We start from the raw sequence: 24,158 nt of genomic DNA, 5'->3' as shown, positions 1-24,158 counted from the left end.
CAGCGCGCCTTGGGGTGTCTTCGCCATGACTTCTCGCATACTCCGACCCGTCCGTACCGGCCGCACCGCGCGGCCCCGCTCCGCCGCGCCCCTGGGCACCCGGCTGCCGCTCGTCGCCGCGGCCGTGTTCGCGGCGGGTCTGTGCGCCGCCTGCGGGCCGTCCTCCGGGAGCGCCGGCTCGGCCTCGCCCACCACGGCCGACGCGTCCGCACAGGCCCTCGCCGCCGCCGTACCGTCGGCCTCCGAGTCCACCGGGGCCGCCCCGAGCGCTTCGGCCTCGCCGTCGGCGTCCGCCACCGCGCAGGCCTCCTCCTCGCCGACCCCCTCCCGGTCCCGGAGCGGTTCGGCCGCCCCCAAGCCCGCCCGTACGTCCGCCGCCCCCGCCCCTGCCAAGGTTCCCGGGCCCGGCTACGACAGCTCCGCCGACGCGCAGAAGCAGATCGACGCCGCAATGGCGGCCGCCAAGGCCGACGGGAGGACGGTGCTGCTCGACTTCGGGGCCAACTGGTGCGGCAACTGCAAGGCCGCCGACAAGGTGTTCGCCCAGCCGCAGACGGCGGCGATCCTCGGAGCCTCGTACCACCTGGTCAAGATCGACATCGGGGGCAACAGCTCCGCCAACTCCGCGCTCCTGCGCAAGTACAGCCCCTCGGGCGGCACCTACACGATGCCCGTACTGGTCGTCGTCAACTCGTCCGGCAAGGTGCGCACCGACACCCACGCCACGGGCAACCCCTCCCTCACGGCGGAGGGGATCAACGCCTTCCTGCGCAAGTGGGCCTCGTGAGACCAGCGGGCCCGCGCCGGGTCACGATGCGTACCACGGTCCTGGCGGGAGCGGCCCTCGCGGCCGCCGTGGCCGGCTGTGTCTTCGCCGCCGTCGGCACGGTCGCCGCCGACGGCAGCCGCGCGGAGGCGGCGGCCGGACCGGTGACCGCGATGAGGGCCGTGGTCGGCACCGCGGACGGGGCCACGGTCATCGACCCCGCCGACCGGCCCGCCGCCCCCGTGCTCGCGGGCGACGACCTCGACGGGAAGCCGGTCCGCCCCGAAGACCTCCGGGGGCACGTCGTCGTGCTCAACGTCTGGGCGTCCTGGTGCGGCCCCTGCCGGGAGGAGGCCGACGACCTGGCGCGGCTCGACCGGCTCAACCGGGACCAGGGCGTCCGGTTCCTCGGGATCAACACCCGGGACCCCGACCGCGCCGCGGCCCGTTCCTTCGTAAGCGCGCACGGCATCGGCTTCCCCAGCCTCCACGACCCCGCCGGCGAGCTCCTGCTCCGCTTTCCCCCCGCCCTCCTCAACCCGCGGGCGATCCCCTCGACCCTCGTGATCGACCGCCGCGGACGCATCGCCGTCAGCATCGGCGGCCCGGTCACCGGGGAGGAACTGGGCCCGCTGCTCTCCCGCGTGATGGAAGAGGAGGCGTCATGACGGCGGGCACGGTGCTCGCCGCCGCGGACACCCCCTCACTCCTGCACGGGACCCTGGCCGTCGCCGCCCCGGTGGCGTTCCTCGCGGGACTCGTCTCCTTCCTCTCTCCGTGCGTGCTGCCGCTCGTACCGGGCTACCTCAGCTACGTCACCAGCCTGTCGGTCTCCGACCTGGCCGAGGCCCGCGGCGGGCGCCGCAGCCGGATGGCGGCCGGCGCGCTGCTCTTCGTCCTCGGCTTCACGGCGGTCCTCGTCTCCGGGGGCGCCCTGTTCGGGTACTTCGGCCGCACCCTGCTGGCCCACCAGGAGGTGGTCACCCAGGTGCTCGGCGTCTTCACCGTGCTGATGGGGCTGTCCTTCATGGGGTTCCTGCCGGGATTCACCCAGAGGGAGTTCCGCAGCCACCGGCGGCCCGCCCTCGGGCTGGCCGGAGCCCCCGTACTGGGCGCGGTGTTCGCGGTCGGCTGGACCCCCTGCATCGGCCCGACGCTGGCCGCCGTACAGGCGCTGGCCTGGAGCGAGGCCAGCGCGGCCCGAGGGGCGCTGCTGATGGCGGCGTACTGTCTCGGCCTCGGACTGCCGTTCGTCCTGGCCGCGCTGGCCTTCCGCCGGGCCCTGGGCGCCTTCGGCCTGGTCAAACGCCACTACCCGTGGGTCCTGCGGATCGGCGGCGGGATGCTCGTCCTCGTCGGCGTACTGCTGGCCACCGGGGTGTGGAACGACCTGGTGTACCGGCTGCAGTCGTGGAGCGCGGACTTCACCCCCGCCGTGTGAGCGGCTCCCCGTACGGGCCCGACCCGAAGACCCGAGAACCGATCCGTTCTCCCGACACAAGAGGCACAGAGACCCGGATGAACCTTTCCCCGCGCACGAGGCGTCCCCGGACGACCCGGACGGCGGTCGCCCTCCTCGCCCTGGCCGCCCTCACGGCCTGCGGCGACCCGTCCGACCAGGACGAAGCGGCCGCCGGCGCAGCGCCGCCGCCCACCACCAGCTTCACCGAGAACGGGGTCACCGTCACCCTCTCGGTGTCCGACTGGCACGCGCAGAAGGGCACGCTGACCGCCGTCTTCACCCCCGAGAAGAAGGGCTTCCACCTCTACAGCACCGAACTGCCGCCCACCGGGGTGGAAGGCGTCGGCCGGCCGACCGCGGTGGACGTCACCGGGGTCCTCAAGGCCGACGGGAAGCTGACGGCCGCCGCCGGCGTACGTTCCATCAGCGTGCCCGGCGTCGACGCCCCGATGCCCGTCTACCCGGACGGCCCCGTCACCACCACCCTGCCCGTCCGCGCCGACGGCAACGGGGACGCGACGGTGCTGCTCGGGTACGCGAGCTGCAGCGCGGAGGAGGGCTGCACCATTCCGGTCGCCGACCACCCCGTGCACCTGCGCCTCACCGACAGCGGCCCGACGTTCACCGCCCACTAGAACGGGGCCCGGAGCGACCCCCTAAGGTGTGCCCATGCCCAGCGTCCTGGTCGTGGAAGACGACCCCAGCATCCGCCAGTCACTCATCGAGGTCCTGGCGGAGCACGGGTATGCCGTACGCAGCGTGGGCGACGGATTCGGCGCCCTGCGCGAGGTCACCCAGACGCCCGTCGACGCGGTGGTCCTCGACCTCGGACTGCCCGACCTGGACGGGGGAGACGCCCTGCGCATGATCCGGGGCATATCCTCCGTCCCCGTCCTGGTGGCCACCGCCCGCGACGACGAGACCGAAATCATCAAGCTCCTCAACGCCGGCGCCGACGACTACCTGGTCAAGCCCTTCTCCGGAGGACAACTCATAGCCCGCCTCTCCGCCGTCCTGCGGCGCACCAGCCACGCGGCCCCCACGGGCGCCGCCCACGCCGGGCCCGGGGCACGGCCGGCGCCGGCCGCCGACCCGCTGGGCGCCACCACCGTGGGCGAGCTGGCGGTGGACCCCGGCGCGCGTACCGCGTACCTGGCCGGCCGGGAGCTCCACCTCACCCGGCGGGAGTTCGACCTGCTGGCCTTCCTCGCCCATCACACCGGCCAGGTCGTCTCCAAACGCCGGCTGCTGACCGAGGTCTGGCGCGAGCCGTACGTCGACGACCAGACCGTCGACGTGCACCTGTCGTCGCTGCGCCGCAAGCTCGGCGAACGCGCCGCCGCCCCCCGCTACCTGCTGACGGTCCGCGGAGTCGGCATCAAGCTGGTGGCCCCGCGGTGAGACGCTCACTGGCGGGAGTCGCGCTCGCCGTGACGTCCATGGTCGCCCTCTCCTTCCTCATACCCCTGGGCGCACTGGTGATGTCGCTGGTCAAGGAGCAGAGCGTCACCGCGGCCGAGCAACGCGCCGCGGCACTCGCACCCGTCCTCACCCTCACCACGGACCCGTCCGCACTGCGGGAATCCGCCGCCGGCCTCGACGCCGCCGAACACCTGGTCGTCCACCTCCCCGACGCGCAGAGCCTCGGCGACTCCCAGGCTCCGGTGAAACTGCTCGAACGGGCCCAGCAGGGACGCGAGTCCATCTCCCAGAAGACTCCCGGCGGATGGATCTGCCTGCAGCCCGTGGTGCTCCCCGGCGACCGGGTCGCCGTCATCGAGAACTTCGTCCCCGACGAGGAACTGACCCGCGGGGTCAAAGCCTCCTGGGCCGTCATGTTCCTGCTCGCGGTCGGTCTGGTGGGCGGCTCGGTGCTGGTTGCCGACCGGCTCGGAGCCAAGGTCGTCCGCTCCTCCAAACAGCTCGCGCAGGCTTCGCACACCCTCGGTGAGGGCAATCTGGACACCCGGGTCGAGCCCATGGGCCCGAAGGAGCTGCGCGACGCCGGCGTCGCCTTCAACGCCATGGCACACCGCATGACCGAACTGCTCGCCATCGAGCGCGAACTGGTCGCCGACCTGTCCCACCGGCTGCGCACCCCGCTGACCGCCCTGCACCTGGCATCGGAGCGGATGGCCGGCACACCGGAATCGGCCAGGGTCGAGGCGGCGGTGCACGCGCTGGAGTCGGAACTCCAGGCCATCATCGCCGCGGCGCGGACACCGCTCGCCGTGGGCCCGATGGGCCACGGCCTGCGCAGCGCGGAACCGAGTACGGGCCACCAGGCGACCGGGCCGGGGCCGTCGTCCGAGTGCCCCCGGTCCGAGACCGCCGACGTCGTGCGGCGCCGGACCGCCTTCTGGGCGGTCCTCGCGGAACAGCAGAACCGCCCCTGCTCCCTGGACATCACCCAGGAGCCCACGGCCGTGAGCCTCAGCGACGACGACATCGCCGCCGTGGTGGACGCGCTCATCGGCAACGTCTTCAGCCACACGCCGGCCGGCACCGCGTTCGGGGTCCGCGTCGCCCGTACCGCCCAGGCCGTGGAACTGGTGGTGGAGGACTCCGGGCCGGGCATCCCGGAACCCGACCGGGCCCTGTCCCGGGGGAGCAGCACCGGCTCCTCCGGGCTCGGCCTCGACATCGCGCGCAGGGCCGCGGCCGTCACCGGCGGCACGATGAGCATCGCGCAAGGCCCGCGGGGAGGCGCGCACATCACCGTGGTCTTCGCCCTGGCACCACCCGCACGCCCCGAACGCGGACCGCGCGGCTCGCGCAGGCGCACCCGATGGTGGCCACGCAGGCGGTGACCCGCGGGAGCCGTGGCAGGATGCCGAGATGATCTCCAACTCGCCGATACCGCACGTGGTTCCCGCAGGTCGCATGGCCCGGTCGGAGCAGCCCGTACTCGCACTGCCCGGCGGGTGGGAGCTGCGACCCTGGCACGCGGACGACGCCGACGCCGACGCCCTGTACGCGGCCGGCCAGGACCCGGCCGTTCGCCTCTGGAACCTCCTGTCGGTGAATTCCCCGGAAGAGGCCCTCCGCCGGATCGAGCGCATGCACCGGCGGTGGCGGGCCGAACGCGCGGCGATGTGGGCCATCGCCCGGCCGGGCGGTGCGGCCACGGGCCTGATCGGCTGGAACGACGTCGACCTCCGGGGCGGCAGCGCCGAGATCGTCTACTGGCTGCTGCCCGCGGCCCGCGGCGGGGGCGTCGCCGTCGAGGCGACACAGCGTGTCAGCCGCTGGGCACTGGACGACCTCGGCCTGCACCGTCTCCGGCTGTGCCACTCCGTGGCGAACCCGGCATCGTGCCGCGTGGCGGACAAGGCCGGATACTCCCTCGAAGCCACCATGCGCGGCGCGCTGCTGCACGCCGACGGATGGCACGACCAGCACCTGCACGCCCTGGTCCGCTGACTGCGCCGAACCGGCGAACCGTTCGTGTTCCCGAGGCGGAGACGACCGCGATGCCCGAGGGCGTGTCCTACCCGAAGACGGGCAGGACACGCCGGCTGCATGCGGCTGCGCGAGACCCTCGCGGCCACCCGCACGCCGTGGCCCCTCGCGCGGGCGGCGTATCGAGCGCCGCGCGGCTCGCCCCGGTCCTCGGTGCGGGCGCTCACGGCTCCTGCGGGCCCGGCAATTGCCCGGCGGGGGCGACGTACTCGTCCGCCCCGCCCCCGCGGCGAGCCGGCTCACCCGCCAGGGCGGAGCGCACGCGGGCCGCGTCGGGAACCCCGAGCCGTTGGTCGATCGCCAGCGCGCGGCCGAGGAACTCCCGGCCCTCGTCGGCGCGCCCCAGGCGGGCGAGGGCCGAACCGACGCCTTCCAGGGCGCGCGCCTCACCGAAGGGCGCGCGGATCTCCCGTGCCAGGTCCAACGCCCGCCGGTGGCTCTCCAGTGCCTCATCGGGGGAGCCCATGGCGAGTTGGACGGCGCCGAGGACGTTGAGCGTGCCCGTCTCACCCTCGCGGTTCTCCGCACGACGGAAGAGGTCGAGGCTCGTCAGTGCCTCCCCGAGGGCCTCGGGGAGGGCTCCCGCGGCGCACTCGACCTCCGCCAGGTGCTGCCTCACGTGGGCGAGCCCGAGGGCGCTTCCCAGGGCCTCGCACAGGGCCAGTGCCTCCCGGAGGTCCGCCTCCGCCTCCGCGAGCCGGCCACGGCGCAGCTGGATGAAACCGAGGTAGGTCAGCGCCTCCGCCGTCGCGATCCTGCTGCCGACCGCGCGAGCCAATCGCAGCGCCTCGCGCAGCCCGGTCTCCGCCTCGTCGTACGCGCCGGTCAGCCGCTGGACGTCGCCGAGGTCGGTGAGGGCGTTCGTCTGACCCAGAAGGCTGCCGAGACGCCGGTAGAGGACCAGCGATTCGCGGTGCCGGGCTTCGGCCTCGGGGTACCGGCCCATCGCCCGGTGGACGTTCCCCAGCGTGCTGAGGGCGTTGGCCTGCCCGAGGACCTCCCCCAGGGGACGGAGCAGCGCGAGCGCCTTCTCCAGCCCGGCGATCGCCTGCGGGTACTGGCCGGTGAACTGGTGCAGCTGCCCCATGTCCACCCATACCGCGGCCTGTCCCCGTCCGTCCCCCACGCCGACGAAGCGGTCCAGTGCCTCCCGCAGGGTGTCCGCGGCCTCGCCCGTCCTCCCCGTGATGCGCTGGACCTTGGCGAGGTGCTGGAGCACGATCCCCTCCCGATGACGGTCGCCGACCGCCCGGAAGAGGTCCAGGGCGCGCAGCAGCCCCGCCTCCGCCTGCCCGTACCTGCCCAGCAGGCTTTCGACCGTCGCGATGTTGCGGTGCGCCATGGCCTGACCGGCGACGTCGTCCGCCGCGACTGCCACGTCCAGCGCCGTCCGCTGCAGCCCCAGGGCCTCGTTCCAGTGACCGCTCCTGCGGAGATGCTCGGTCATTGCCGCAGGCAGGTGGATCGCGTGAACGGTATGCCCGTGGCGGGCGGCGTACTCGACGGCCGCGCCCAGGTTCGCCTGCTCGGTGCGCAGCCAGGCGGCCGCCTCCTCGCCGTCACGGAAGCCGGGGACGGAAGCCGGGCGCTGCGTCCGCGGCACGGATTCGGCCTCGCCGTACCGGGCAAGGCGCCGGTCCGCGTCGACGGCGGTGTGCAGGTAGTGGTCCAGGAGGCGCTCCCGCGCGGCCTTCGACTCGCGGGCACCGTCGGCGGCGGCCAGTGTGCGGGCGTACTCGCGCACCAGGTCGTGCATCCGGTAGCGACCGCGCACCCGCTCCTCCAGGAGGTGCCGGTTCTCCAGGTCCCGGAGCAGGGCGCGGGTCCGTTCCGGCGGTACGCCGTGAAGTGCCGCGGCGCCATGGGCGTCGACGTCGTCCCCGATCAACAGCCCCAGCCGGCGGAAGAGTCCTTGCGCCGCCCGGGGAAGTCCCTCGTAGGAGACCTCGAAGGCAGCGGCGACGGAGGCGCTCTCGGAGACGAGCGCGTCGAGCCGTCCGCGGGCGGCGCCGAGGTCCTGCACCACGTCCGCGGCGGTCCATGCCGGGCGGTGCCGCAGCCGGGCGGCCACGAGCTGGAGGGCGAGCGGGAGACAACCGCAGAGTGCCGCGAGCGCCGCGACCGCGGGGTCGTCCGCCGTGATGTCGGAGCGCGCCGCCGTGGCCACCACGAGCCGTACGGCCTCGTCCGGAGTGAGCACGCCAAGGGTGACGGGAACGGCGTCCCGCAGGCCCTCCAGACGGGTCCGGCTCGTGACGAGCACCAGGGAGTCGGCCGTGCCCGGGAGGAGAGGTTCGACCTGGGCGCTGCTGTGCGCGTCGTCGAGGAGCACGAGGAAGCGGCGCCCGGCCAGTCGGCGGCGCCAGAGTCCAGCCCGGGCTGCGAGGTCGTCGGGGATGTCCCGCGGGTTCTCCCCGAGGGTGAGGAGCAGACTGGTCAGCGCGTCCTTCGGATCGACCGCCGGGGTCCCGGGGGTATGGGCCTGCAGCGGCAGGAAGATCTGGCCGTCGGGGTACGCGTCCCCCAGCCGGTGCGCCACGTGCACGGCGAACGCCGTCTTGCCGCTGCCCGGCATGCCGTCCACCGCGTAGATGCCCACCGCGTCGGCGCCGGTCTCCGCGGCCCCGCGCACGGCGGCCAGCAGCGCGTCCCGTTCGACCGCCCGGCCGGTGAACGAGGCCGCGTCCCGGGGGAGATCGGTCAATGCCGTGCGCTTCTCCCGCGGGGTCTCCCTGTCGTCGTCGAGCGCCCGCTGGTAGGCCAGACGGACGGCCGGACCCGGATCGACCCCCATCTCGTCGACGAGAGTGCGGCGCAGCCGGTGGTACACCTCGAGCGCTTCGGCGCGCCGACCGGTGCGGTGGAGCACCTGCACCAGCTGGGCGTGGAAGGTCTCACGGAGCGGCAACTCCGCGCACAGGCGCAGGAGTTCCGGAAGGAGATCCGCATGGGTGCCGAGGTGCAGGGCAGCCTCGCCGCGCAGCTCCAGGGCCTGCAGCCGGGCCTCCTGCCATGCGACGATCCGGGCCGCGGCCTCGTGGGCCAGTGCCGGGAACTCGGCGAGGGGGGCGCCCCGCCACAGAGCGAGGGCCGCGTCCGTCTCCTGCGCCGCACGCTGCCAGTGGGCTCCGCTGCGGGCACGCCGCGCCGCGTCGAGGTGCCGGACGAAGCGGACGTGGTCCAGCTCCTCCTCCGCGACGTGCGCGAGGAGCCCGCCGTTCCCGCTCCTGATGCGCGCGGGGTCCTGCAGCGAACGGCGCAGCCGCAGAAGATGGTTGTGCAGGGAGGCCCGGGCACGGGCCGGTGGGCTCCCCTCCCACAGGAGCGCTTCCAGACGGTCGAGGGAGACGACCCGGTCGGGCTCCAGGAGCAGCGCCGCCAGCAGGGCGCGGGCCATGGGCGAACGCGGTGTGCGCGCGACGCCCTGTTCGTCGTGCACCGTCAGCGTGCCGAGCAGCCCGAACCGCATGCCCCAACCCCCGTCGTGGACAAGGGGGTCGGTAAGCCCCCGGAGCATGATCGTATCCCGCGGCCCGGCCGTTATCGCGCGGTTAGAGGCTCCGTGGAGGGTGGGACGTGTCGACAGCGCAGTGTCGCCAACGGGGGGAACGATGCACATCAGCGTGTTGGGACTCATTGCAGTGACCGGCCGGGAGGGGAGCGACGCCACACCGACCGCTGCCAAGGACCTGGCCTTTCTCGGGGAACTGCTCGCCCATGCGGGGTCGTTCGTGTCGAGCGACCACCTCATCGACCGGGTGTGGGGGAGCAGCCCGACGGCCGACCCCGTGAACGCCGTCCAGGTGCGCGTTTCGCGCCTGCGCCGGTTGTTCCAGAAGGAGTGGGGTGCGGACGGCGACGCGGTGGTCGTCACCAGGTCCGGCGGATACGTACTGGACCTCGACCGGCAGGCCCTCGACGCGCTGGACTTCGAGGACCTGGTGCACCGGTCACGCTGTCGAAGGGAGCAGGGTGACCCGTCGGGTGCGGCCGCGCTGCTCGCCCGCGGGCTCGCGATGTGGCGGGGCGCCCCGTTCTCCGGCACCCAGGACAATCCGTGCACGGCGGCGGAGGCGGTGCGCCTGGAGGAGCTCCGGGCCACGGTGGTGGAGACGTACGCCGAACTGCTGCTGGAACTGGGACGTCCCCAGGAGGCCACCGGCAGGCTGGGCGGGCTGACTTCCCGGTACCCGCTGCGTGAGCACGCACACCGCCTGCTCATGGAGGCGCTGCACGCGTGCGGGCGTCCGGCGGAGGCGCTGCTCGTCTACGAGCACCTGCGCGGCCGCCTCGCCGAACAGCTCGGCGTCGCCCCGGGGCAACAGGTGCAGGACCGGTACCGGGCGCTCCTGTCCGGGCGCGACGGGACGCCCGGCCCACCGCCCGCTCGCCCCGCAGTTCCCGGCCCGGCCCGTGTCCGGGGCTGGGCGGCGGCCGGCCGGGACGGGGTCCGGCCCCGCTCCCAGACCCTCGTACAGGCTCCGGCCCACAGCCGGGCGCCGGACCGCGCACCCGGGCGGGCGGCCACCGCCCCTACGGGTCACGGAACCGCCCCCGGAATACCCCGCCTGCCGGCCCGCTTCACCGGACGTGCCGAGGCGGTGGGGCTGGTGGAGCGGGTGCTGGAGGGCCCCGTGGGGAACGGGGCTCGCGCCGTGGCGGTGAGCGGCATGCCCGGCGTGGGCAAGAGCGCGCTGGCGGCCTTCGTCGCGCACCGGATGGGCGAACGGTTCCCCGACGGCAGGATCCACCTCGATCTGCGGGGCGGCAGCCCGGCCAGGCCGTCGGCCGCCCGCGTCCTGCGCCAGACGCTCTGCCTCCTGGGAGCGGAGCGCGATCCCGGAGGCCGACCGGAGCCCGAGCCCGCTCCGGGATCCGGCGCCGACGCGCAGGACCTGTCCCGGCTCACCGCCCGGCTCCGGCACGCGGTGACCGGCCGGCGGGTCCTGTTCGTCTTCGACGACGTGGCCGGGGCCGCCCAACTGCGGCCGCTGCTGGAGCCCCTGACGGGCTGCGCGGTACTGGCCACCAGCCGGTCGCCGCTCGCCGGCCTCGACGGCTTAACCCTGGTGCGGGTCGGCCCCTTGCCCCCGACGGATTCCGTGGCACTGCTGAGCAGGCTGGCCGGGGCCGGGCGCGTGGCGGCGGAAGCCGCAGAGGCGGCCCGCGTCGCAGCCCTGTGCGGCCACCTTCCCCTGGCCCTCAGGGTGGTCGGGGCCCGGCTCGCGGCGCACCCCGCGCTGTCGCTGGCGGACCTGGCGGGCGCGCTGGCGCAGGGCACGAGCCGTCTGGACGAGCTGGAGTTCGACGACCTGAGCGTGCGCAGGTCCCTCGCCGCCGGCCACCGTGCCCTCGCACGGTCCTCGGACACCCGTGGCCGCCTGGCCGCCCGGCTCCTCCCGCTGCTGGGCGGAAAGCGGCTGGAGGAAGTGACTCCGGCGCTGGCCGGGCAGCTCCTGGAGCGGGGTCCCGAGGCGGGCGCGACAGCACTGGAGGGGCTGGCGGCCTCCGGGTTCGTCGTGGCGGGGCGCGACGGGAGCCACGCGGTGCACGCACTGGTGCAGGACTACGCCCGCGAAGTGGCGGACGGGGGAGCCGGGCACCTGCGGGACCCGGAGCCGGCCCGCTCCGTACCCGCCCGGCGTCCGAGGGGCGGGCCGAGGACGTGCACGAGCCGTTGAACGGGCGCCCGCGGCGCCGTGCGGCGAGGAGCGGTGGGCCGGGCGGGGTGCCCGTCCGGCCCGTCCGGACCGTGGATCAGCTGACCCAGCCCGTGCACTTCAGCTCGGTGCCCTCGACGTTGATGCACGCCCGCATGTGCGTCCCGTCGGGCCAGTAGTTCATCGCGGTGTAGTTGCCCTCGCCGCCCTCGAGGTGGATGTAGCCGCGCATGCCGTCCCAGGTCCGTCCGCCGTCGGTGGAGCGGTCGATCCAGATGCCGGCCTTCGCCTGCGTCGTGCCCTTGGCCCACGCGTACCACTGGCCGTTCTTCTTGCCGGAGCGCAGGCCCACGCTGGCCAGCCCGCGGACCGACACCGCCTGGTCCGTGTCGGGGCCGGAGTCCCAGCTGACGGTGTTGGGGTCGTATCCGTCACAGCTGTACCCGCTGCCGCACGGCAGCGAACCGGCCGCGTTCGCGGTGCCGGACACCATTCCCATGACAGCCATGGCCATCGCACCCGCTGTCACTGCGCGCTTGCGCCACACCTTCATGTCCATCCTCCAGAGAGCCTGCTCCGCGGCTTGCTGCCGGCGGAACCCGGGGTCGACTCTGCCGACGGTGGGTGCACGATCGCTGCACGGGCGCTGCACGGGCGGCTCAAAGAGGAGGCCTAGTTGCGCTTGGCGAAGATCCTGATCGTGTCGATCAGTTGCTCCATGGTCAGGGAGACGCGGTCGGTGCCGGGGCCTCTGTCGGTGATGGTCATGCACAGGGGCGTGCCCAGCACCGTCACGACCTCGACCTTGGTGATCGTGTAGTCGGCGTACTGCCCGATGAACCTCCCCGAGGCCTCGACCCGCGTCTGCAGCAGGGTGTCACCCGGCTGACGGCTCCCGGCCACGTTGCAGGCGGCCAGTCGTGGGGTGCCTGCGGCGGGCCCGGCGGGCGGGACGGGAGCCGGGGCGGCGGAGGCCGCCGAGGGGGCCGGGGCCAGGAGCAGGAGGGCGAGGAGGAGGGCGAGGGCGGCCGGGGCCGCCAGGGAGGCGCCGCGTGCGCGTGAGGTCGTCATGCGGCGACCGTCCAACGGCGCCCGGCCGGCCGCAACGGGACCGCGGCCGTGAATGCTCCGAACGCCTCAACCGCCCTGGTGACGCCGTCCTTCCTCGCCCCGGCGCGGCCCGGAGACCCCGAGCAGGACCGGGCGCCCGCCCCGGCCGGCCCCGTCACCGCGGCCTGATCGACCGGGCCCGCCCGGGCGCCCCGGGCGTCCCGGGCGGCCGAGCGCGACTCCCCCGAGGACCAGGACCAGCCCGGACCACTGGAGCGGGCCGAGGCTCTCTCCCGCGACCGTGGTGCCGAGCAGGACACCGGTCAGCGGGTTGAGCAGCCCCAGCAGCCCCACCGTGCCGGGCGGCAGGTGCCGCAGCCCCGCGAACCAGGCGGCGAAGGCCAGTGCGGTCGCCACCACCGCGACGTAGCCGAAGGCCGGCAGTTCCCGGCCGCTGGGCACCTCTGGCGCGCCCTCGAAGGCCACGGCCAGGGGCAGCAGGACCAGCCCGCCGGCCGTCAGCTGCCAGGCGGTGGTGGCGAGGACGTCCACGTCGTCCCGCCACCGGCCGGCCAGGACGTAGCCGAGCGAGGAGACCAGCATCGCCGCCGCCGAGGCGGCGAGTCCGGGCAGGCTCACCGGTTCGGCCCGCGTCAGCAGCATCAGCCCGACACCGGCCAGGCCGACCAGCGCGCCGAGCAGATGGGCCCGAGCGGGGCGGGTGGCGGTCAGCGCCCAGGCGAGGAGCAGCATCGCGAGCGGCGAGGCGGCCATCACGGTGGAGGCGACGCTGGTGGCCAGGGACTGCGAGGCAATGTAGAGCAGGACGAAGAACCCCGCCGTGTTGAGCAGCCCCAGGACCGCCGAGCGCCACCACCACGCCCCGCGGGGACGGTGCGGACGCAGCGCCAGCAGGAGCAGGCCGGCGGGAACGGCCCGCAGGGCGGCACCCCACAGCGGCCGGTCCGCCGGGAGGAACTCGCGGGTGACGAAGTAGTTGGCACCCCATGCCACCGGCGCGACGGCGGTCAGCAGCACCCACCGAAAACTGGCTTCCATGGAAGACAATATACCTTCCATGGAAGACATCGGGCTAGGATGGGACCATGGCACCCACGGAGCACCACCCCCCGGCCACCGACCACGTCGCCGCCATCCAGGCCGAGTGGCGCCGGGAGCGGCCGGACCTCGGCGTCTCACCGCAGGCCGTGATCGGACGGCTGCACCGGCTGGCCGGGCGCCTGACCGAGGAGCTCTGCCTCGTCTACGGGCGCTACGGGCTGGGCGAGGGCGAGTTCGACGTCCTGGCCGCGCTGCGCCGCGCGGGAGCGCCGTTCGAACGGGCACCCGGTGAGCTGGCCGCCCACACCATGGTCACCACCGGCGCCATGACCAAGCGGGTCGACCGGCTGGAGCGGGCCGGCCTGGTCACACGGCGCCGCAGCGAGGCGGACGGGCGCGGCCGGGTGGTCGCCCTCACCGACGCCGGGCGGCGGCTGTTCGACGAGGCGTTCACCGCCCACATGCGCAACGAGCACCGCCTGCTGGGCGTGCTCACCGCCGAGGAGGCGTCGGCGCTGGAGCGCCTGCTGACGACCTGGCAGCAACGCCTCGACCACATCGGACCGATCCGGGGTGACGACGACGCCGGGGCGGAATCGGGGTGATCCGGCCGGTTCCCGCGCGATAGTGTCACCGGATGCCGGAACCACGCTGGGACCTCGTACTGCTCGGCGGCGCCTCGGGTGTCGGGAAGAGCCTGGCCGCCGCCCGGATCGCCGCCGCGACCGGCGCGTTCGTCGTGGAGTTCGACGACGTGGTCGGCGCCGTCCAGGAGCTCACCACGGCCGAACAGCACCCGGCCCTGCACCACTTCGACGAGCCCGCCGCCCCGGAGCGACCGGAGGGGACCCCGCCGCCCGAGCGGGTGCTGGCGCTGCAGATCGCCACCGCCGAGGCGCTGGAGCCCGCCGTGATCGGGGTGGTGCGCAACCGGCTGACCGTTCCCGTCCCGGCCGTGTTCGAGGGCGACTACCTCACCCCGGCCGCCTGCGCCCGGGCGGTCGCATTGGGCCGGGCCGCCGGCCGGGACGTCCGCGCCGTCTTCCTGCACGAGGGCGACGCCGTCCGCATCGCCGCCAACTACGCGTCGCGCGAACCGGGGAGCGGTGCGCAGACGGACCGCGCCGAGGTCAGCGCGCGGTACTCGCGCTGGCTCGCCGCCGAGGCCCGTAGGCACGCGCTCCCCGTGGTCGACTGCCGCCCGTGGCCCACGCTCGCCGACCGCGTCGACCAGGCCCTCGCCCTCGCCCACGCACCCGGCCGCGCACTCGACGGCTCGCCCTCCGGCGGCCCCGAGGGCCGGACCGGCGTGCAGCCGCTGCGGAAGATCGACCCGATGTCGCCGCAGTAGGCGCAGGACCGCGGAACCGCCGCCGGACCCGTTCCCGTCCCGGCACAGGCACCGGCACCGGCTCCCCCACCGGGCCGCCCTGCGGCGCCTTCAGCGAGCGGCCGCGGCGCCGTCGTGGGCCGCCCGGTGGGCGAGCACCTCGGGCATGTTCTCCTCGGCCCAGTCCTTGATCGCCCGCAGCAGCGGGAGCAGTCCGGCGCCCAGCGGCGTGAGCGCGTAGTCCACCCGGGCCGGGACGGACGCGGTGACCGTCCGGGTGAGCAGACCGTCCCGCTCCAGCGCCCGCAGGGTCTGGGTGAGCATCTTCTCGCTCACCCCGGCGAGGCGGCGGCGCAGGTCGCTGTACCACTGCGGGCCGTCGGCCAGCGCGTTGACGATCAGGCTGACCCACTTGTCGCCGATCCGGTCCAGCAATTGCCGGGCCGGGCACTCCGCGAGGTACGCGTCGAAGCCGGCCCGCTCGGCCGCGCGGCGCTGGGCGGCGGGCGTGGTCGCCATCGGCTCTCCTCACCGTGCGGTACGCACTCCGAGGTGCGTACTTCCTGTTGGAGAGCAACTCTCCCTAGGTTGGCGGGTGTTCGCAAGCCCCGCCGGAAACCGGACGGGGCCGGCCCCAGGGAGGAGAGCATGATGCGTGCCGTGGTCGTCCGCCGGTTCGGTGGCCCGGAGGTCCTGGAACTGATCGAGGTGCCCGACCCGGAACCCGGCCCGGGCCAGGTGCGGCTGCGGGTGGAGGCGGCCGGGGTCAACCTGGTGGACGCGGTGACCCGGTCCGGAGCGCTCGCGGCGGCCGGGCTGATGGGGCCGCGCGAGACGGTCGGCATCGGCTGGGACGCCGCCGGAACCGTCGACCGCCTCGGCCCCGGGGTGTCCGGGTTCGCGCCCGGCGACCGGGTGATCGGGCTCCGCGACCGGCTGGACGTCCCGCTCGGCGCCTACGCCGACGCCCTGGTGCTCGACGCCTCGGCGCTCGCCCCGGCCCCGGCGGGGGTGTCCGCGGAGGCCGCGGCGACCCTGCCGCTGAACGGGCTGACCGCCCTCCAGGCCCTGGACCTGCTCGCCCTGCCGGCCGGGGCGACCCTGCTGGTCACCGGTGCGGCCGGCGGCGTCGGGGGGTTCGCCGGCCAGTTGGCGGCGCGGCGCGGCCTGCGGGTGGTCGCGGTGGCGGTCCGCGCGGCGGGCGCGGACCTGGTCGTGCCGCGCGGCGCCGCCGACCTGGCCGCCGAGGTGCGGTCGCTGGTGCCGGGCGGTGTGGACGGGGCGCTGGACGCCGCACTGCTCGGGGTCGCGGCGCTCGGCGCGGTGCGCAACCGGGGCTGCTTCGTCGCGGTCTCGGCGGGCGCGGCGCCGATCGGGCTGCGCGGCGTCCGGGTCGACCACGTCTGGGTGGCGGCCGACGGCGCCGCGCTCGCCGGACTGTCGGCGCTGGCGGGGCGCGGGGAGCTGACCCTCCGGGTCGCGGACACCCTCCCGCTGGACCGGGCGGCGGCCGCCCACCACCGCCTGGCGGCCGGCGGCCTGCGCGGCCGCCTCGTCCTGGTGCCCTGACCGGCCGCGGCCGGCCCAGTTCACGGGGGGCGGGCCGACACCCGGGCCGTTGCACCGCCGCGAGCCCGCCGCACGTGCCGACCCGGCGGCTGCCGCAGGCGCGCACGCGGCAGCCGCCGCCGCAGCGAGGGTCCGATCGACCAGGTCCGGTCAGGTCCGCCGCAGCACGCGGCCCCGACCGTGGTCGGTGACCGGGGGCCGACCGGAGCGCCCCACCCGCGCCCGACCGTGTGACATCACGGGAGCCGAAGCCCATCCGTGCCGGGCGGCGCGAAGCCCAGTCCGGCGAGCGCCCGCTCGCCGGCGGCCGTGTGGTCGCCCCCGGCCAGCACCAGGGTGAGCGCCGCCTGGTACGGGCAGTCCGCCGCCTCGAAGGCGGCCACGACGGCGAGCAGCCGCTCCCGGTCGCCGTCCGCCAGGGCCTCGGCGCGGTCCACGTGGGCGGTGGCGGCCGCGTTGCCGGCGACAGCCACCCGTGCGGCGTCCAACTGCTCGCGGGCCCCCGGACGCCCCGCGAGCACCGAGGCCTCCGCCCGGAGCACCACGGACCAGTGCAGCCAGAACGATGAGACCGGCGTGCCGGCCTCGCCCGGCCGCGCCGCCAGACGTCCCAGCGCCGCGTCGGGCCGGCCGTGGTGGAGCAGCACCACGGCGTCGAACACCGCCTCGTAGCCGTGACTGTGCTTCGGTGTGCCGGCCCGGCCGGCGAGGGCCAGCCAGGTCGCCCGGGCCTCGTGGTCGCCTCGCAGACCGTGCACCATGGCGACCGCGGCGGCGGCCGGGCCGAGCGAGAACGACCGCTGGAACCCGATCCGTTCCCAGGTCTCCAGCAGGTGGTCACCGGTCTCCAGGGCCTTCTCGACCCGGCCGGCCAGCACGTCGGCGACCAGCAGCCAGGACCGCGCGCACGCTCCTGCCTCGACCAGCAGCCGATGCTCGGCGAGCTGTCCGGCACACCGGCCGGCCCATTCCAGGTCGCCCACACCGAAGCCGTTCCCGATGCCCGTGGCGAGGGCGTCGAGCAGCTCGTGCGTGACGGCCGGGGCCTGCGGCAGCGTCCGCAGCAGGTCGATCCGGCGTCGGGTCGCGGCCGCCGCGGCGAAGGCGTCACCGCCACGGCTCCAGGCTCCGGCGAGGGCGTCCAGCGCGGCGGACTCCGCCACCGGGTCGCCCGCGCGCCGGGCGAGGGCGACGGCGCGTTCGGCGCGCGCGACGACGTCCGGCGCGGGAACGGCAGCCGTTGACGCGCTCGTCACGGAGGCAGCCGCCAGGGGGACGCTCGCGCCGGAATCGGCCGGGCCGACGGGGGCCGTACCGAAGGCGTCACCGTGCACGGCCACCTCGGCCAGCGCGAGGGCCGCGCCTCCGGCCGGGGAGTCGTCGGAGAGCGAACGGGCCTCGGCGAGCAGGGCGTCCACCACCTCGGCGGGGGGTGCCTGTTCGAACTCGCCGGCGAAGCGGACCGCCACCGTGGCGGCAGTGGCCAGGTCGCGGCCGGCGGCGGCCCTGTGTCCCGCGTCGAGCGCGGCGGCCGCGGCGGCGCGATGCAGGCGGTACATCTCGTCGCCGAGTCGTCGGCAGCCGGCCACGGCTGCCGCCCGGCGCAGGGCCTCGGCCGCGTCGGTCCCGTCGGCGGCGAGGACGGCGGCCTGCTCGTACCGCTGCTGGGACTCGCCGAGCAGGTTGCGTTCGAATGCCGCCCCCGCGAGCGCCAGGGCGAGCCGTCGGGCGTCCGCGCGCCGCTCCGGCCGCCCGGCGGCCCAGGCCAGCGCGGACCGCAGCTCGTCCGCCAGCACGTCGAACCCGGCCCGCCCGTCCTCGTCCGCCGTCCGCACCAGCTCGTGCGCGCCGTCCAGGCACCACCCCAGGTGGCGGGAGCGCACGTCGGCCGACTCACCGGCCTCGTCGAGCCGTTCGGCACCGTACTGGCGGATCGTCTCCAGCGCCCGGTACCGGGTGCCGTGCGCGGACGGGACGGCGGTGAGCAGGCTCTGCTCGGCGAGCCGGCCCAGTCCGTCGGCGACGGCGACCGGGTCCAGCGGGGCGAAGCCCGCCACCTCGACCGCCGCCCCGGCCGTGAACGGCAGGACGAACACCGACACCCGCCGCAGCAGCGCCCGGTCGACGGGCTCCAGCAGTTCGTGACTCCAGTCCAGCACCGCCCGTACCGACCGGTGGCGGTCGTCCGCGCGCGGGCCGCCGGCCAGGAACCGCAACTGGTCGGACAGCCCCGCCCCGAGACCGTCCAGGCCCAGCGTCGGCCAGCGCGCCGCCGCCAGCTCGATCGCCAGCGCCATGCCGTCCAGCCGCTCGCAGATGTCCACGACGCCGTCGAGCTCGGCCGGACCGGGCGGCAGCCCGAGCCCACCCGCCCGGGCGGTGAAGAGGGCGACGGCGTCGGATCCCCAGCCACCCTCCCGGGACAACGGGGCCACCGGGAAGACCCGCTCGAACGGAACCAGCAGCCGGGACCGGCTCGTCGCCAGCACCCGAAGCCCGGGACAGGCCGTCAGCAGCCGCTCGAGGAAGGGCGCCACGCCGTCCCGGACCTGTTCGCAGTTGTCCAGCACCAGCAGGACCCGCCGGTCCGCCAGCGACTCCAGCAGTGCCAGGTCGACGTCTCGGCCGGGTTCCTCGGCGACGCCGAGGGTTGCCGCGACCTCGGCCGCCACCCGGTCCGGCTCGGTCACCGGGACCAGGTCGACGAACCACACCCCGTCGGGGAACTCACCGGCGACGTCCGCCGCCACTTCCAGCGCCAGCCGGGTCTTCCCCACCCCGCCGGGGCCGAGGACGGTCAGCTGCCGATGCGCCGTCATCGCGGCGGCCAGGTCCGCGCGTTCCCGCGCGCGCCCGACAAACGCCGTCAACGGCACCGGCAGTAAGGGTCCCGGGCGTTCGGCCACCGGACGCCCGGGCGCGGGCCGGCCATCCGGGCGTAGGACCGACGGGAGCCGCCCTGGCGCAGGCCGGTCGGACGCGCCCGGTTCCCGGCCCAGCGCGTGGCGCGAGAGCGCCCGCCGGTCGGGCTGGGCCAACTTGCGCAACAGGGAGGAGACGTGGGACTCCACCGTGCGGACCGAGATGGACAGGCGTACGGCGATCTCCGCGTTGCTGAGGTGCTGTCCGAGCAGGACGAGTACGTCGGTTTCCCGCGTCGATATCAATGGTGTGGACACGGACTCATTATCGGTGGCACAGCTCCGCGGTGGTCCGTGTTTCTCCTCCGTGGTGATCCGTGGTGATCCGGGCTGACCAGGACGGATCCCTGACGGTCAGTGGTGATCCGTACTGATCCGTGGCCGCCGCGCCCGCCGGCTTTCCGTGGTCGGCACGGAGGCGGCCCGTGCCGTCGCCCGGCCAGGCTGAGCCGGCGGCGAACGGGGCCGGGCCGAGCCGTTCGGCACCCGACTGCCGCTCCCGGTAGACCTCACCCGCCACCGGGCGGCCCGTACGGGACACGTCGCCGTGTCCGCGGGCACCGCCGGGGCGGCCCACGAACCCTCCTCAGGAGACGCTGATGCGCATCGCCACACCCACCGTCCGAGCCGCCTCGGCCCTGCTCGCGGCCGGGCTCGTCTCGCTCGCCCTCGGCACCGCGCCGGTGCACGCCCTGTCGGGCGACGGCGTCCGCGCCGTCAACCCGGGGCAGGGCACGTCCGCTCCGCTGGTGGCCCAGACCGGGCCCGCGATCAGCCGCTCCGAGGTGCTGGCGAGGGCCCAGTCCTGGGTGTCGCTCGGCCTGGTGTACAGCGGCAGCGGCTACTACAACGGGTACCGGCGGGACTGCTCCGGCTACGCCTCGATGGCCTGGAAGCTGGGCACGCCCGGTCTGGACACCACCCGCTTCATCCCGGCCGGGGTGGCGCAGCGGATCGACAAGAACGAACTCCGGGCAGGGGACGCGCTGCTGAACGACGCGGCGGGCAGGGACGGCCACATCGTGCTGTTCGACCGCTGGGCCGACGCCGCCCACACCTCCTACGTCGGGTACGAGTTCAGCGGCACCGGCGTGCACCACCGGACGATCCCGTACCCGTACTTCCCGGACTACATCAAGGGCAACGGCTACACCCCCGTCCGCAACACCAGCGTCGTCGACGACGCGACCGTACCGGTCGAGCCGACCCCGGCGCCGTCGACGTCCGCGCCCTCGGCCGCCACCCTCTACAACCCCGACACCGCGACGGCGGAGGCGTTCGGCATCAACGCCGACGGGATCATGATCCACTCCTACAACACCAAGGGCGGCCCGGGCTGGACGCCCTGGGAGTCGCTGGACAACTCCTTCCGCTTCACCGGCAGCCCCACCGCGGTCTACAACCCGGTCAACAAGGTCACCGAGGTCTTCGCCACCGGCACCGACGGCATCGTCTCCCACAACTACCACTTCAACGGTGCCGCCTCCTGGAGCGGGTGGCAGACCCTGGGTCCCACGTTCAAGTTCGGCGGCAGCCCGACGGCCGTGTACAACGCAACCACCAACGCCATCGAGCTGTTCGGCATCGGCACCGACGGCGTCCTCAACCACACCTACAACCTCAACGCCGGCCCCTGGCAGGACTGGGAGTCCCTGAACACCGCCTGGAAGTTCACCGGCACCCCGTCCGCCGTCTACAACCCGGACACCCGGACGGCCGAGGTCTTCGCCACCGGCACCAACGGCGTCGTCTCCCACAACTACTCCACCGACGGCAAGCCCTGGACCGGATGGAGCGTCCTCGACGACACCTTCCGCTTCGCGTCGAACCCCGCCGCGGTCTACAACCCGGTGAACAAGGTCACCGAGGTCTTCGCCACCGGCACCGACGGCGTCGTCTCCCACAACTACCTGTTCAACGACGCCAAGTGGAACGGCTGGAGCACCCTCGGCCCCTCGTTCCGGTTCAACGGCAGCCCCACCGCCGCGTACAACGCCACCACCAACGCCGTCGAGCTGTTCGGCATCGGCACCGACGGCGTCCTCAACCACAACTACAACCTCAACGCCGGTCCCTGGCAGGGCTGGGAGTCCCTGAACACCGCCTGGAAGTTCACCGGCACCCCGTCCGCCGTCTACGAGTCCGGCCTCAACGCCGCCGAAGTCTTCGCCATCGGCACCGACGGCGTCCTCTCCCACGCCTACAGCGCCGACGGCAATCCCTTCAGCCCCTGGTACACCCTGGGCGGCGCGAAGTTCCGGACCGGCTGAGCACCACGCCACCGACCCGCGGTCCCGGCTCGAGTCGGCTCGCCGACCGGGCCCGGGCCGCCGCTCGTCCCTCCCTCCGGCCGCGCCCGCCTCCGGCCACGCCTGTTCCGTGGCCCGTCCACGCCCGACCGTTCCACCCTTCCACGTCCAACCAGGAGTCAGAATCCCGTGAACCGTCGCCTTCGTCTGAGCCTGTCCACGCTCGCCCTGACCGCCGTCGCAGCCACCGGCACGGTCACCGCCACCACCGGGCCGGCCTACGCACTGCTGCCGAATCGTTCCTGCGGGACGATCACCGACGCCGACGCGGCCGTCGCGGCGCAATTGAACCAGCAGCTCACCGGCTCCCTGGCGCACGCCATGACGGCCTACCGCGTCTCCTGTGCCCGGGCCGTCGTCACCACCGTCCGCGGCCTCGGCCTGCCGGAGCGGGCCGCCGTCATCGCGGTCACCACAGCCATCGTCGAGAGCACCCTGGAGAACAACCCCAACGTGCTGGACCACACCAGCGTCGGCCTCTTCCAGCAGCAGGACTTCTGGGGCTCGACCCAGCAGCGACTGGACCCCACCTGGTCCACCACGGCGTTCATCAACGCGATGCAGCGCACCTACCCGGGCGGGTCCTGGCAGTCCCAGGACATCGGCACCGTGTGCCAGAACGTCCAGCGGTCGGCGTACCCCGACCGCTACGGACAGCAGGCGGCCGACGGCCAGCGCATCGTCGCCGCGCTCGGCGTCCCGGCACCGACCCCGGCCCCCGCCGCTTCGGGACCGACGGCCGCAACGCTGTACAACCCCGACACGGCGACCGCCGAGGCCTTCGCGGTCAACACCGACGGGATCATGGTCCACTCCTACAACACCAAGGGCGGCCCGGGCTGGACGCCCTGGGAGTCGCTGGACAACTCCTTCCGCTTCACCGGCAGCCCCACCGCGGTCTACAACCCGGTCAACAAGGTCACCGAGGTCTTCGCCACCGGCACCGACGGCATCGTCTCCCACAACTACCACTTCAACGGTGCCGCCTCCTGGAGCGGGTGGGACGTCCTCGGCTCCGACTACCGCTTCAACAGCAGCCCGAAGGCCGTGTACAACGCGACCACCAACGCCATCGAGCTGTTCGGCATCGGCACCGACGGCGTCCTCAACCACAACTACAACCTCAACGCCGGCCCCTGGCAGGGCTGGGAGTCCCTGAACACCGCCTGGAAGTTCACCGGCACCCCGTCCGCCGTCTACAACCCGGACACCCGGACGGCCGAGGTCTTCGCCACCGGCACCAACGGCGTCGTCTCCCACAGCTACTCCACCGACGGCAAGCCGTGGACCACCTGGGACGTCCTCGACGGCAGCTTCCGCTTCGCCTCCGACCCGAGCGCGGTCTACAACCCGGTGAACAAGGTCACCGAGGTCTTCGCCACCGGCACCGACGGCGTCGTCTCCCACAACTACCTGTTCAACGACGCCAAGTGGAACGGCTGGAGCACCCTCGGCCCCTCGTTCCGGTTCAACGGCAGCCCCACCGCCGCGTACAACGCCACCACCAACGCCGTCGAGCTGTTCGGCATCGGCACCGACGGCGTCCTCAACCACAACTACAACCTCAACGCCGGCCCCTGGCAGGGCTGGGAGTCCCTGAACACCGCCTGGAAGTTCACCGGCACCCCGTCCGCCGTCTACGAGTCCGGCCTCAACGCCGCCGAAGTCTTCGCCATCGGCACCGACGGCGTCCTCTCCCACGCCTACAGCGCCGACGGCAAGCCGTTCAGTTCCTGGTACACCCTGGGCGGCGCGAAGTTCCGGACCGGCTGACCTCCGGCCGCGGCCGGCCCCCCGGCCTGTCCGGGGGCCGGCCGCGCAGGCCGTGGTCGGGGGCGGGGCCGTCGTCCTGGCATGATCGCTGTATGAACGACCGAATCATCGCCGCCTGTGACGGGGCGGCCAAGGGAAACCCGGGTGAACTGCGGGCTGTCGGCGGCCTGCCCCTCGGTCAGGAGCAACGCCAGCGGGCGGCACTTGCGGTCGTCGGCGCATTGGATCTTGCTGGTCTGTCCGCCTCTGGAGCGTCCGAGCAGGGCGGCTTTCAGCCGGAGCTTGCGCCGACGCCGGATTCGTCGTCGTTCTTCCCGTTCCGGGTCGCCTGCGGCGGCCCGCCCGTCTTGTTCCTTCGGGTCGCCCCCTTTTGCCGGGCCTTGTCCGCCTCGTCGGCGGCCTTCTCCAGGGCGGCCAGAGTGTCGGAGTCGAGGTGCATCCCGGCGGTGTCGTGGTGGGCCCGCACGGTGGTGGAGTCCACGCTGACCAGCGACAAGTCCACCTCACCCCGCTTCGCGGCTTCCGCGATCAGTCCCTCCAGCAGGGTTTCGAAGACGCCGGCGTCCCTCCAGACCCGGAAGCGACCGTAGACCGTCGGCCAGGGACCGAACTCGGAGGGCATCTCCCGCCACTGGGCGCCGGAGCGGAAGCGCCAGATCACGCCCTCGAACTGATCCCGCAGCCTCTCGGGGTAGGGGCCGTACTCGCCGATCGGTAAGTACGGCTCGATGAACGTCCACTGCTCGTCGGTGAGTTGCCTACGCGTCACACACAGCGTCCTACCGGATTCCGCT

General features: G+C 74.2%; 19 protein-coding genes and 1 pseudogene. 13 read left to right on the top strand and 7 right to left on the bottom strand.

The genetic code is table 11. The features are described from left to right. The first annotated feature begins 25 nt into the window (after positions 1–25). The 7 genes from ACXNSR_RS02310 (at position 26) to ACXNSR_RS02280 (ending at position 5,651) form a co-directional block, all read left to right on the top strand. Complete coding sequence (locus ACXNSR_RS02310) at positions 26–787, top strand: thioredoxin family protein (RefSeq protein ID WP_458640446.1); 762 nt, start codon at positions 26–28, stop codon at positions 785–787. 26 nt (positions 788–813) lie between these two features. Next, positions 814–1,434, top strand: coding sequence for a TlpA disulfide reductase family protein (locus ACXNSR_RS02305; protein WP_458640445.1), 621 nt, complete (start codon positions 814–816; stop codon positions 1,432–1,434). Continuing rightward, positions 1,431–2,207 carry a cytochrome c biogenesis CcdA family protein gene (locus ACXNSR_RS02300; protein ID WP_458640444.1) on the top strand — a complete coding sequence of 259 codons (777 nt, stop codon included), beginning with the start codon at positions 1,431–1,433 and terminating at the stop codon, positions 2,205–2,207. Before ACXNSR_RS02305 ends, ACXNSR_RS02300 begins: the two co-directional genes overlap by 4 nt. 77 nt (positions 2,208–2,284) lie before the next feature. Then, positions 2,285–2,863: a hypothetical protein gene (locus tag ACXNSR_RS02295; protein WP_458640443.1), complete on the top strand. Its 579-nt coding sequence runs from the start codon at positions 2,285–2,287 to the stop codon at positions 2,861–2,863. A 34-nt stretch (positions 2,864–2,897) separates the two neighbouring features. Further along, on the top strand, positions 2,898–3,629 hold the full coding sequence (locus tag ACXNSR_RS02290; protein ID WP_458640442.1) for a response regulator transcription factor: 732 nt from the start codon (positions 2,898–2,900) through the stop codon (positions 3,627–3,629). Then, complete coding sequence (locus ACXNSR_RS02285) at positions 3,626–5,038, top strand: sensor histidine kinase (RefSeq protein WP_458640441.1); 1,413 nt, start codon at positions 3,626–3,628, stop codon at positions 5,036–5,038. Before ACXNSR_RS02290 ends, ACXNSR_RS02285 begins: the two co-directional genes overlap by 4 nt. Positions 5,039–5,066: 28 nt before the next feature. Then, on the top strand, positions 5,067–5,651 hold the full coding sequence (locus ACXNSR_RS02280) for a GNAT family N-acetyltransferase (protein WP_458640440.1): 585 nt from the start codon (positions 5,067–5,069) through the stop codon (positions 5,649–5,651). 202 nt (positions 5,652–5,853) lie between these two features. Here the strand turns inward: ACXNSR_RS02280 and ACXNSR_RS02275 are convergent, their stop codons facing one another. Then, positions 5,854–9,159, bottom strand: coding sequence for an ATP-binding protein (locus tag ACXNSR_RS02275; RefSeq protein WP_458640439.1), 3,306 nt, complete (start codon positions 9,157–9,159; stop codon positions 5,854–5,856). A 157-nt stretch (positions 9,160–9,316) separates the two neighbouring features. On the opposite strand from ACXNSR_RS02275, the gene ACXNSR_RS02270 reads away from it, so the two are divergent. Beyond that, on the top strand, positions 9,317–11,371 hold the full coding sequence (locus tag ACXNSR_RS02270; RefSeq protein WP_458640438.1) for an AfsR/SARP family transcriptional regulator: 2,055 nt from the start codon (positions 9,317–9,319) through the stop codon (positions 11,369–11,371). 76 nt (positions 11,372–11,447) lie between these two features. Here ACXNSR_RS02270 and ACXNSR_RS02265 read toward each other — a convergent pair whose 3' ends face one another. The 3 genes from ACXNSR_RS02265 to ACXNSR_RS02255 all read right to left on the bottom strand — a co-directional run bounded on the left by ACXNSR_RS02265 (position 11,448) and on the right by ACXNSR_RS02255 (position 13,459). After that, a complete protein-coding gene (locus tag ACXNSR_RS02265; RefSeq protein ID WP_458640437.1) occupies positions 11,448–11,858 on the bottom strand; it encodes a hypothetical protein in 411 nt (136 codons plus the stop codon). A 164-nt stretch (positions 11,859–12,022) separates the two neighbouring features. After that, positions 12,023–12,421: a hypothetical protein gene (locus ACXNSR_RS02260; RefSeq protein ID WP_458640436.1), complete on the bottom strand. Its 399-nt coding sequence runs from the start codon at positions 12,419–12,421 to the stop codon at positions 12,023–12,025. 66 nt (positions 12,422–12,487) lie between these two features. Then, positions 12,488–13,459: a DMT family transporter gene (locus ACXNSR_RS02255; RefSeq protein ID WP_458640435.1), complete on the bottom strand. Its 972-nt coding sequence runs from the start codon at positions 13,457–13,459 to the stop codon at positions 12,488–12,490. Positions 13,460–13,506: 47 nt separating this feature from the next. Between ACXNSR_RS02255 and ACXNSR_RS02250 the strand changes: the two genes are divergently transcribed. After that, entirely contained in the window at positions 13,507–14,067 is a 561-nt protein-coding gene (locus ACXNSR_RS02250) for a MarR family winged helix-turn-helix transcriptional regulator (protein WP_458640434.1), read from the top strand. 32 nt (positions 14,068–14,099) lie between these two features. Then, on the top strand, positions 14,100–14,813 hold the full coding sequence (locus ACXNSR_RS02245) for an AAA family ATPase (protein ID WP_458640433.1): 714 nt from the start codon (positions 14,100–14,102) through the stop codon (positions 14,811–14,813). Between the two features lie 90 nt (positions 14,814–14,903). Here ACXNSR_RS02245 and ACXNSR_RS02240 read toward each other — a convergent pair whose 3' ends face one another. Continuing rightward, positions 14,904–15,311: a winged helix-turn-helix transcriptional regulator gene (locus ACXNSR_RS02240; RefSeq protein WP_458640432.1), complete on the bottom strand. Its 408-nt coding sequence runs from the start codon at positions 15,309–15,311 to the stop codon at positions 14,904–14,906. A 132-nt stretch (positions 15,312–15,443) separates the two neighbouring features. On the opposite strand from ACXNSR_RS02240, the gene ACXNSR_RS02235 reads away from it, so the two are divergent. Beyond that, entirely contained in the window at positions 15,444–16,361 is a 918-nt protein-coding gene (locus tag ACXNSR_RS02235) for an alcohol dehydrogenase catalytic domain-containing protein (RefSeq protein ID WP_458643538.1), read from the top strand. Positions 16,362–16,597: 236 nt separating this feature from the next. Here the strand turns inward: ACXNSR_RS02235 and ACXNSR_RS02230 are convergent, their stop codons facing one another. After that, positions 16,598–19,540: an ATP-binding protein gene (locus tag ACXNSR_RS02230; RefSeq protein ID WP_458640431.1), complete on the bottom strand. Its 2,943-nt coding sequence runs from the start codon at positions 19,538–19,540 to the stop codon at positions 16,598–16,600. 341 nt (positions 19,541–19,881) lie between these two features. Here ACXNSR_RS02230 and ACXNSR_RS02225 point away from each other — a divergent pair, with 341 nt between their 5' ends. Further along, positions 19,882–21,552 carry a PLL family lectin gene (locus ACXNSR_RS02225; protein ID WP_366454483.1) on the top strand — a complete coding sequence of 557 codons (1,671 nt, stop codon included), beginning with the start codon at positions 19,882–19,884 and terminating at the stop codon, positions 21,550–21,552. A gap of 168 nt (positions 21,553–21,720) precedes the next feature. After that, a complete protein-coding gene (locus ACXNSR_RS02220) occupies positions 21,721–23,364 on the top strand; it encodes a PLL family lectin (protein WP_458640430.1) in 1,644 nt (547 codons plus the stop codon). Between the two features lie 158 nt (positions 23,365–23,522). Here the strand turns inward: ACXNSR_RS02220 and ACXNSR_RS02215 are convergent. Next, a pseudogene (locus ACXNSR_RS02215) lies at positions 23,523–24,133 on the bottom strand (transposase); the annotation flags it as partial. Positions 24,134–24,158: the final 25 nt, after the last annotated feature.

The sequence above is a fragment of the Streptomyces sp. NC-S4 genome (genome assembly GCF_054353315.1).
This window is presented reverse-complemented; position numbering and strand designations above follow the sequence as displayed.

Excerpts from the sequence above, each read along its gene's own strand:
- ACXNSR_RS02310 (WP_458640446.1), top strand. The coding sequence starts at position 26 with ATGACTTCTCGCATACTCCGACCCGTCCGTACCGGCCGCACCGCGCGG.
- ACXNSR_RS02305 (WP_458640445.1), top strand. The coding sequence starts at position 814 with ATGCGTACCACGGTCCTGGCGGGAGCGGCCCTCGCGGCCGCCGTGGCC.
- ACXNSR_RS02300 (WP_458640444.1), top strand. The coding sequence starts at position 1,431 with ATGACGGCGGGCACGGTGCTCGCCGCCGCGGACACCCCCTCACTCCTG.
- ACXNSR_RS02295 (WP_458640443.1), top strand. The coding sequence starts at position 2,285 with ATGAACCTTTCCCCGCGCACGAGGCGTCCCCGGACGACCCGGACGGCG.
- ACXNSR_RS02290 (WP_458640442.1), top strand. The coding sequence starts at position 2,898 with ATGCCCAGCGTCCTGGTCGTGGAAGACGACCCCAGCATCCGCCAGTCA.
- ACXNSR_RS02280 (WP_458640440.1), top strand. The coding sequence starts at position 5,067 with ATGATCTCCAACTCGCCGATACCGCACGTGGTTCCCGCAGGTCGCATG.
- ACXNSR_RS02275 (WP_458640439.1), bottom strand. The coding sequence starts at position 9,159 with ATGCGGTTCGGGCTGCTCGGCACGCTGACGGTGCACGACGAACAGGGC.
- ACXNSR_RS02265 (WP_458640437.1), bottom strand. The coding sequence starts at position 11,858 with ATGGCTGTCATGGGAATGGTGTCCGGCACCGCGAACGCGGCCGGTTCG.
- ACXNSR_RS02260 (WP_458640436.1), bottom strand. The coding sequence starts at position 12,421 with ATGACGACCTCACGCGCACGCGGCGCCTCCCTGGCGGCCCCGGCCGCC.
- ACXNSR_RS02255 (WP_458640435.1), bottom strand. The coding sequence starts at position 13,459 with ATGGAAGCCAGTTTTCGGTGGGTGCTGCTGACCGCCGTCGCGCCGGTG.
- ACXNSR_RS02250 (WP_458640434.1), top strand. The coding sequence starts at position 13,507 with ATGGCACCCACGGAGCACCACCCCCCGGCCACCGACCACGTCGCCGCC.
- ACXNSR_RS02245 (WP_458640433.1), top strand. The coding sequence starts at position 14,100 with ATGCCGGAACCACGCTGGGACCTCGTACTGCTCGGCGGCGCCTCGGGT.
- ACXNSR_RS02240 (WP_458640432.1), bottom strand. The coding sequence starts at position 15,311 with ATGGCGACCACGCCCGCCGCCCAGCGCCGCGCGGCCGAGCGGGCCGGC.
- ACXNSR_RS02235 (WP_458643538.1), top strand. The coding sequence starts at position 15,444 with ATGCGTGCCGTGGTCGTCCGCCGGTTCGGTGGCCCGGAGGTCCTGGAA.
- ACXNSR_RS02225 (WP_366454483.1), top strand. The coding sequence starts at position 19,882 with ATGCGCATCGCCACACCCACCGTCCGAGCCGCCTCGGCCCTGCTCGCG.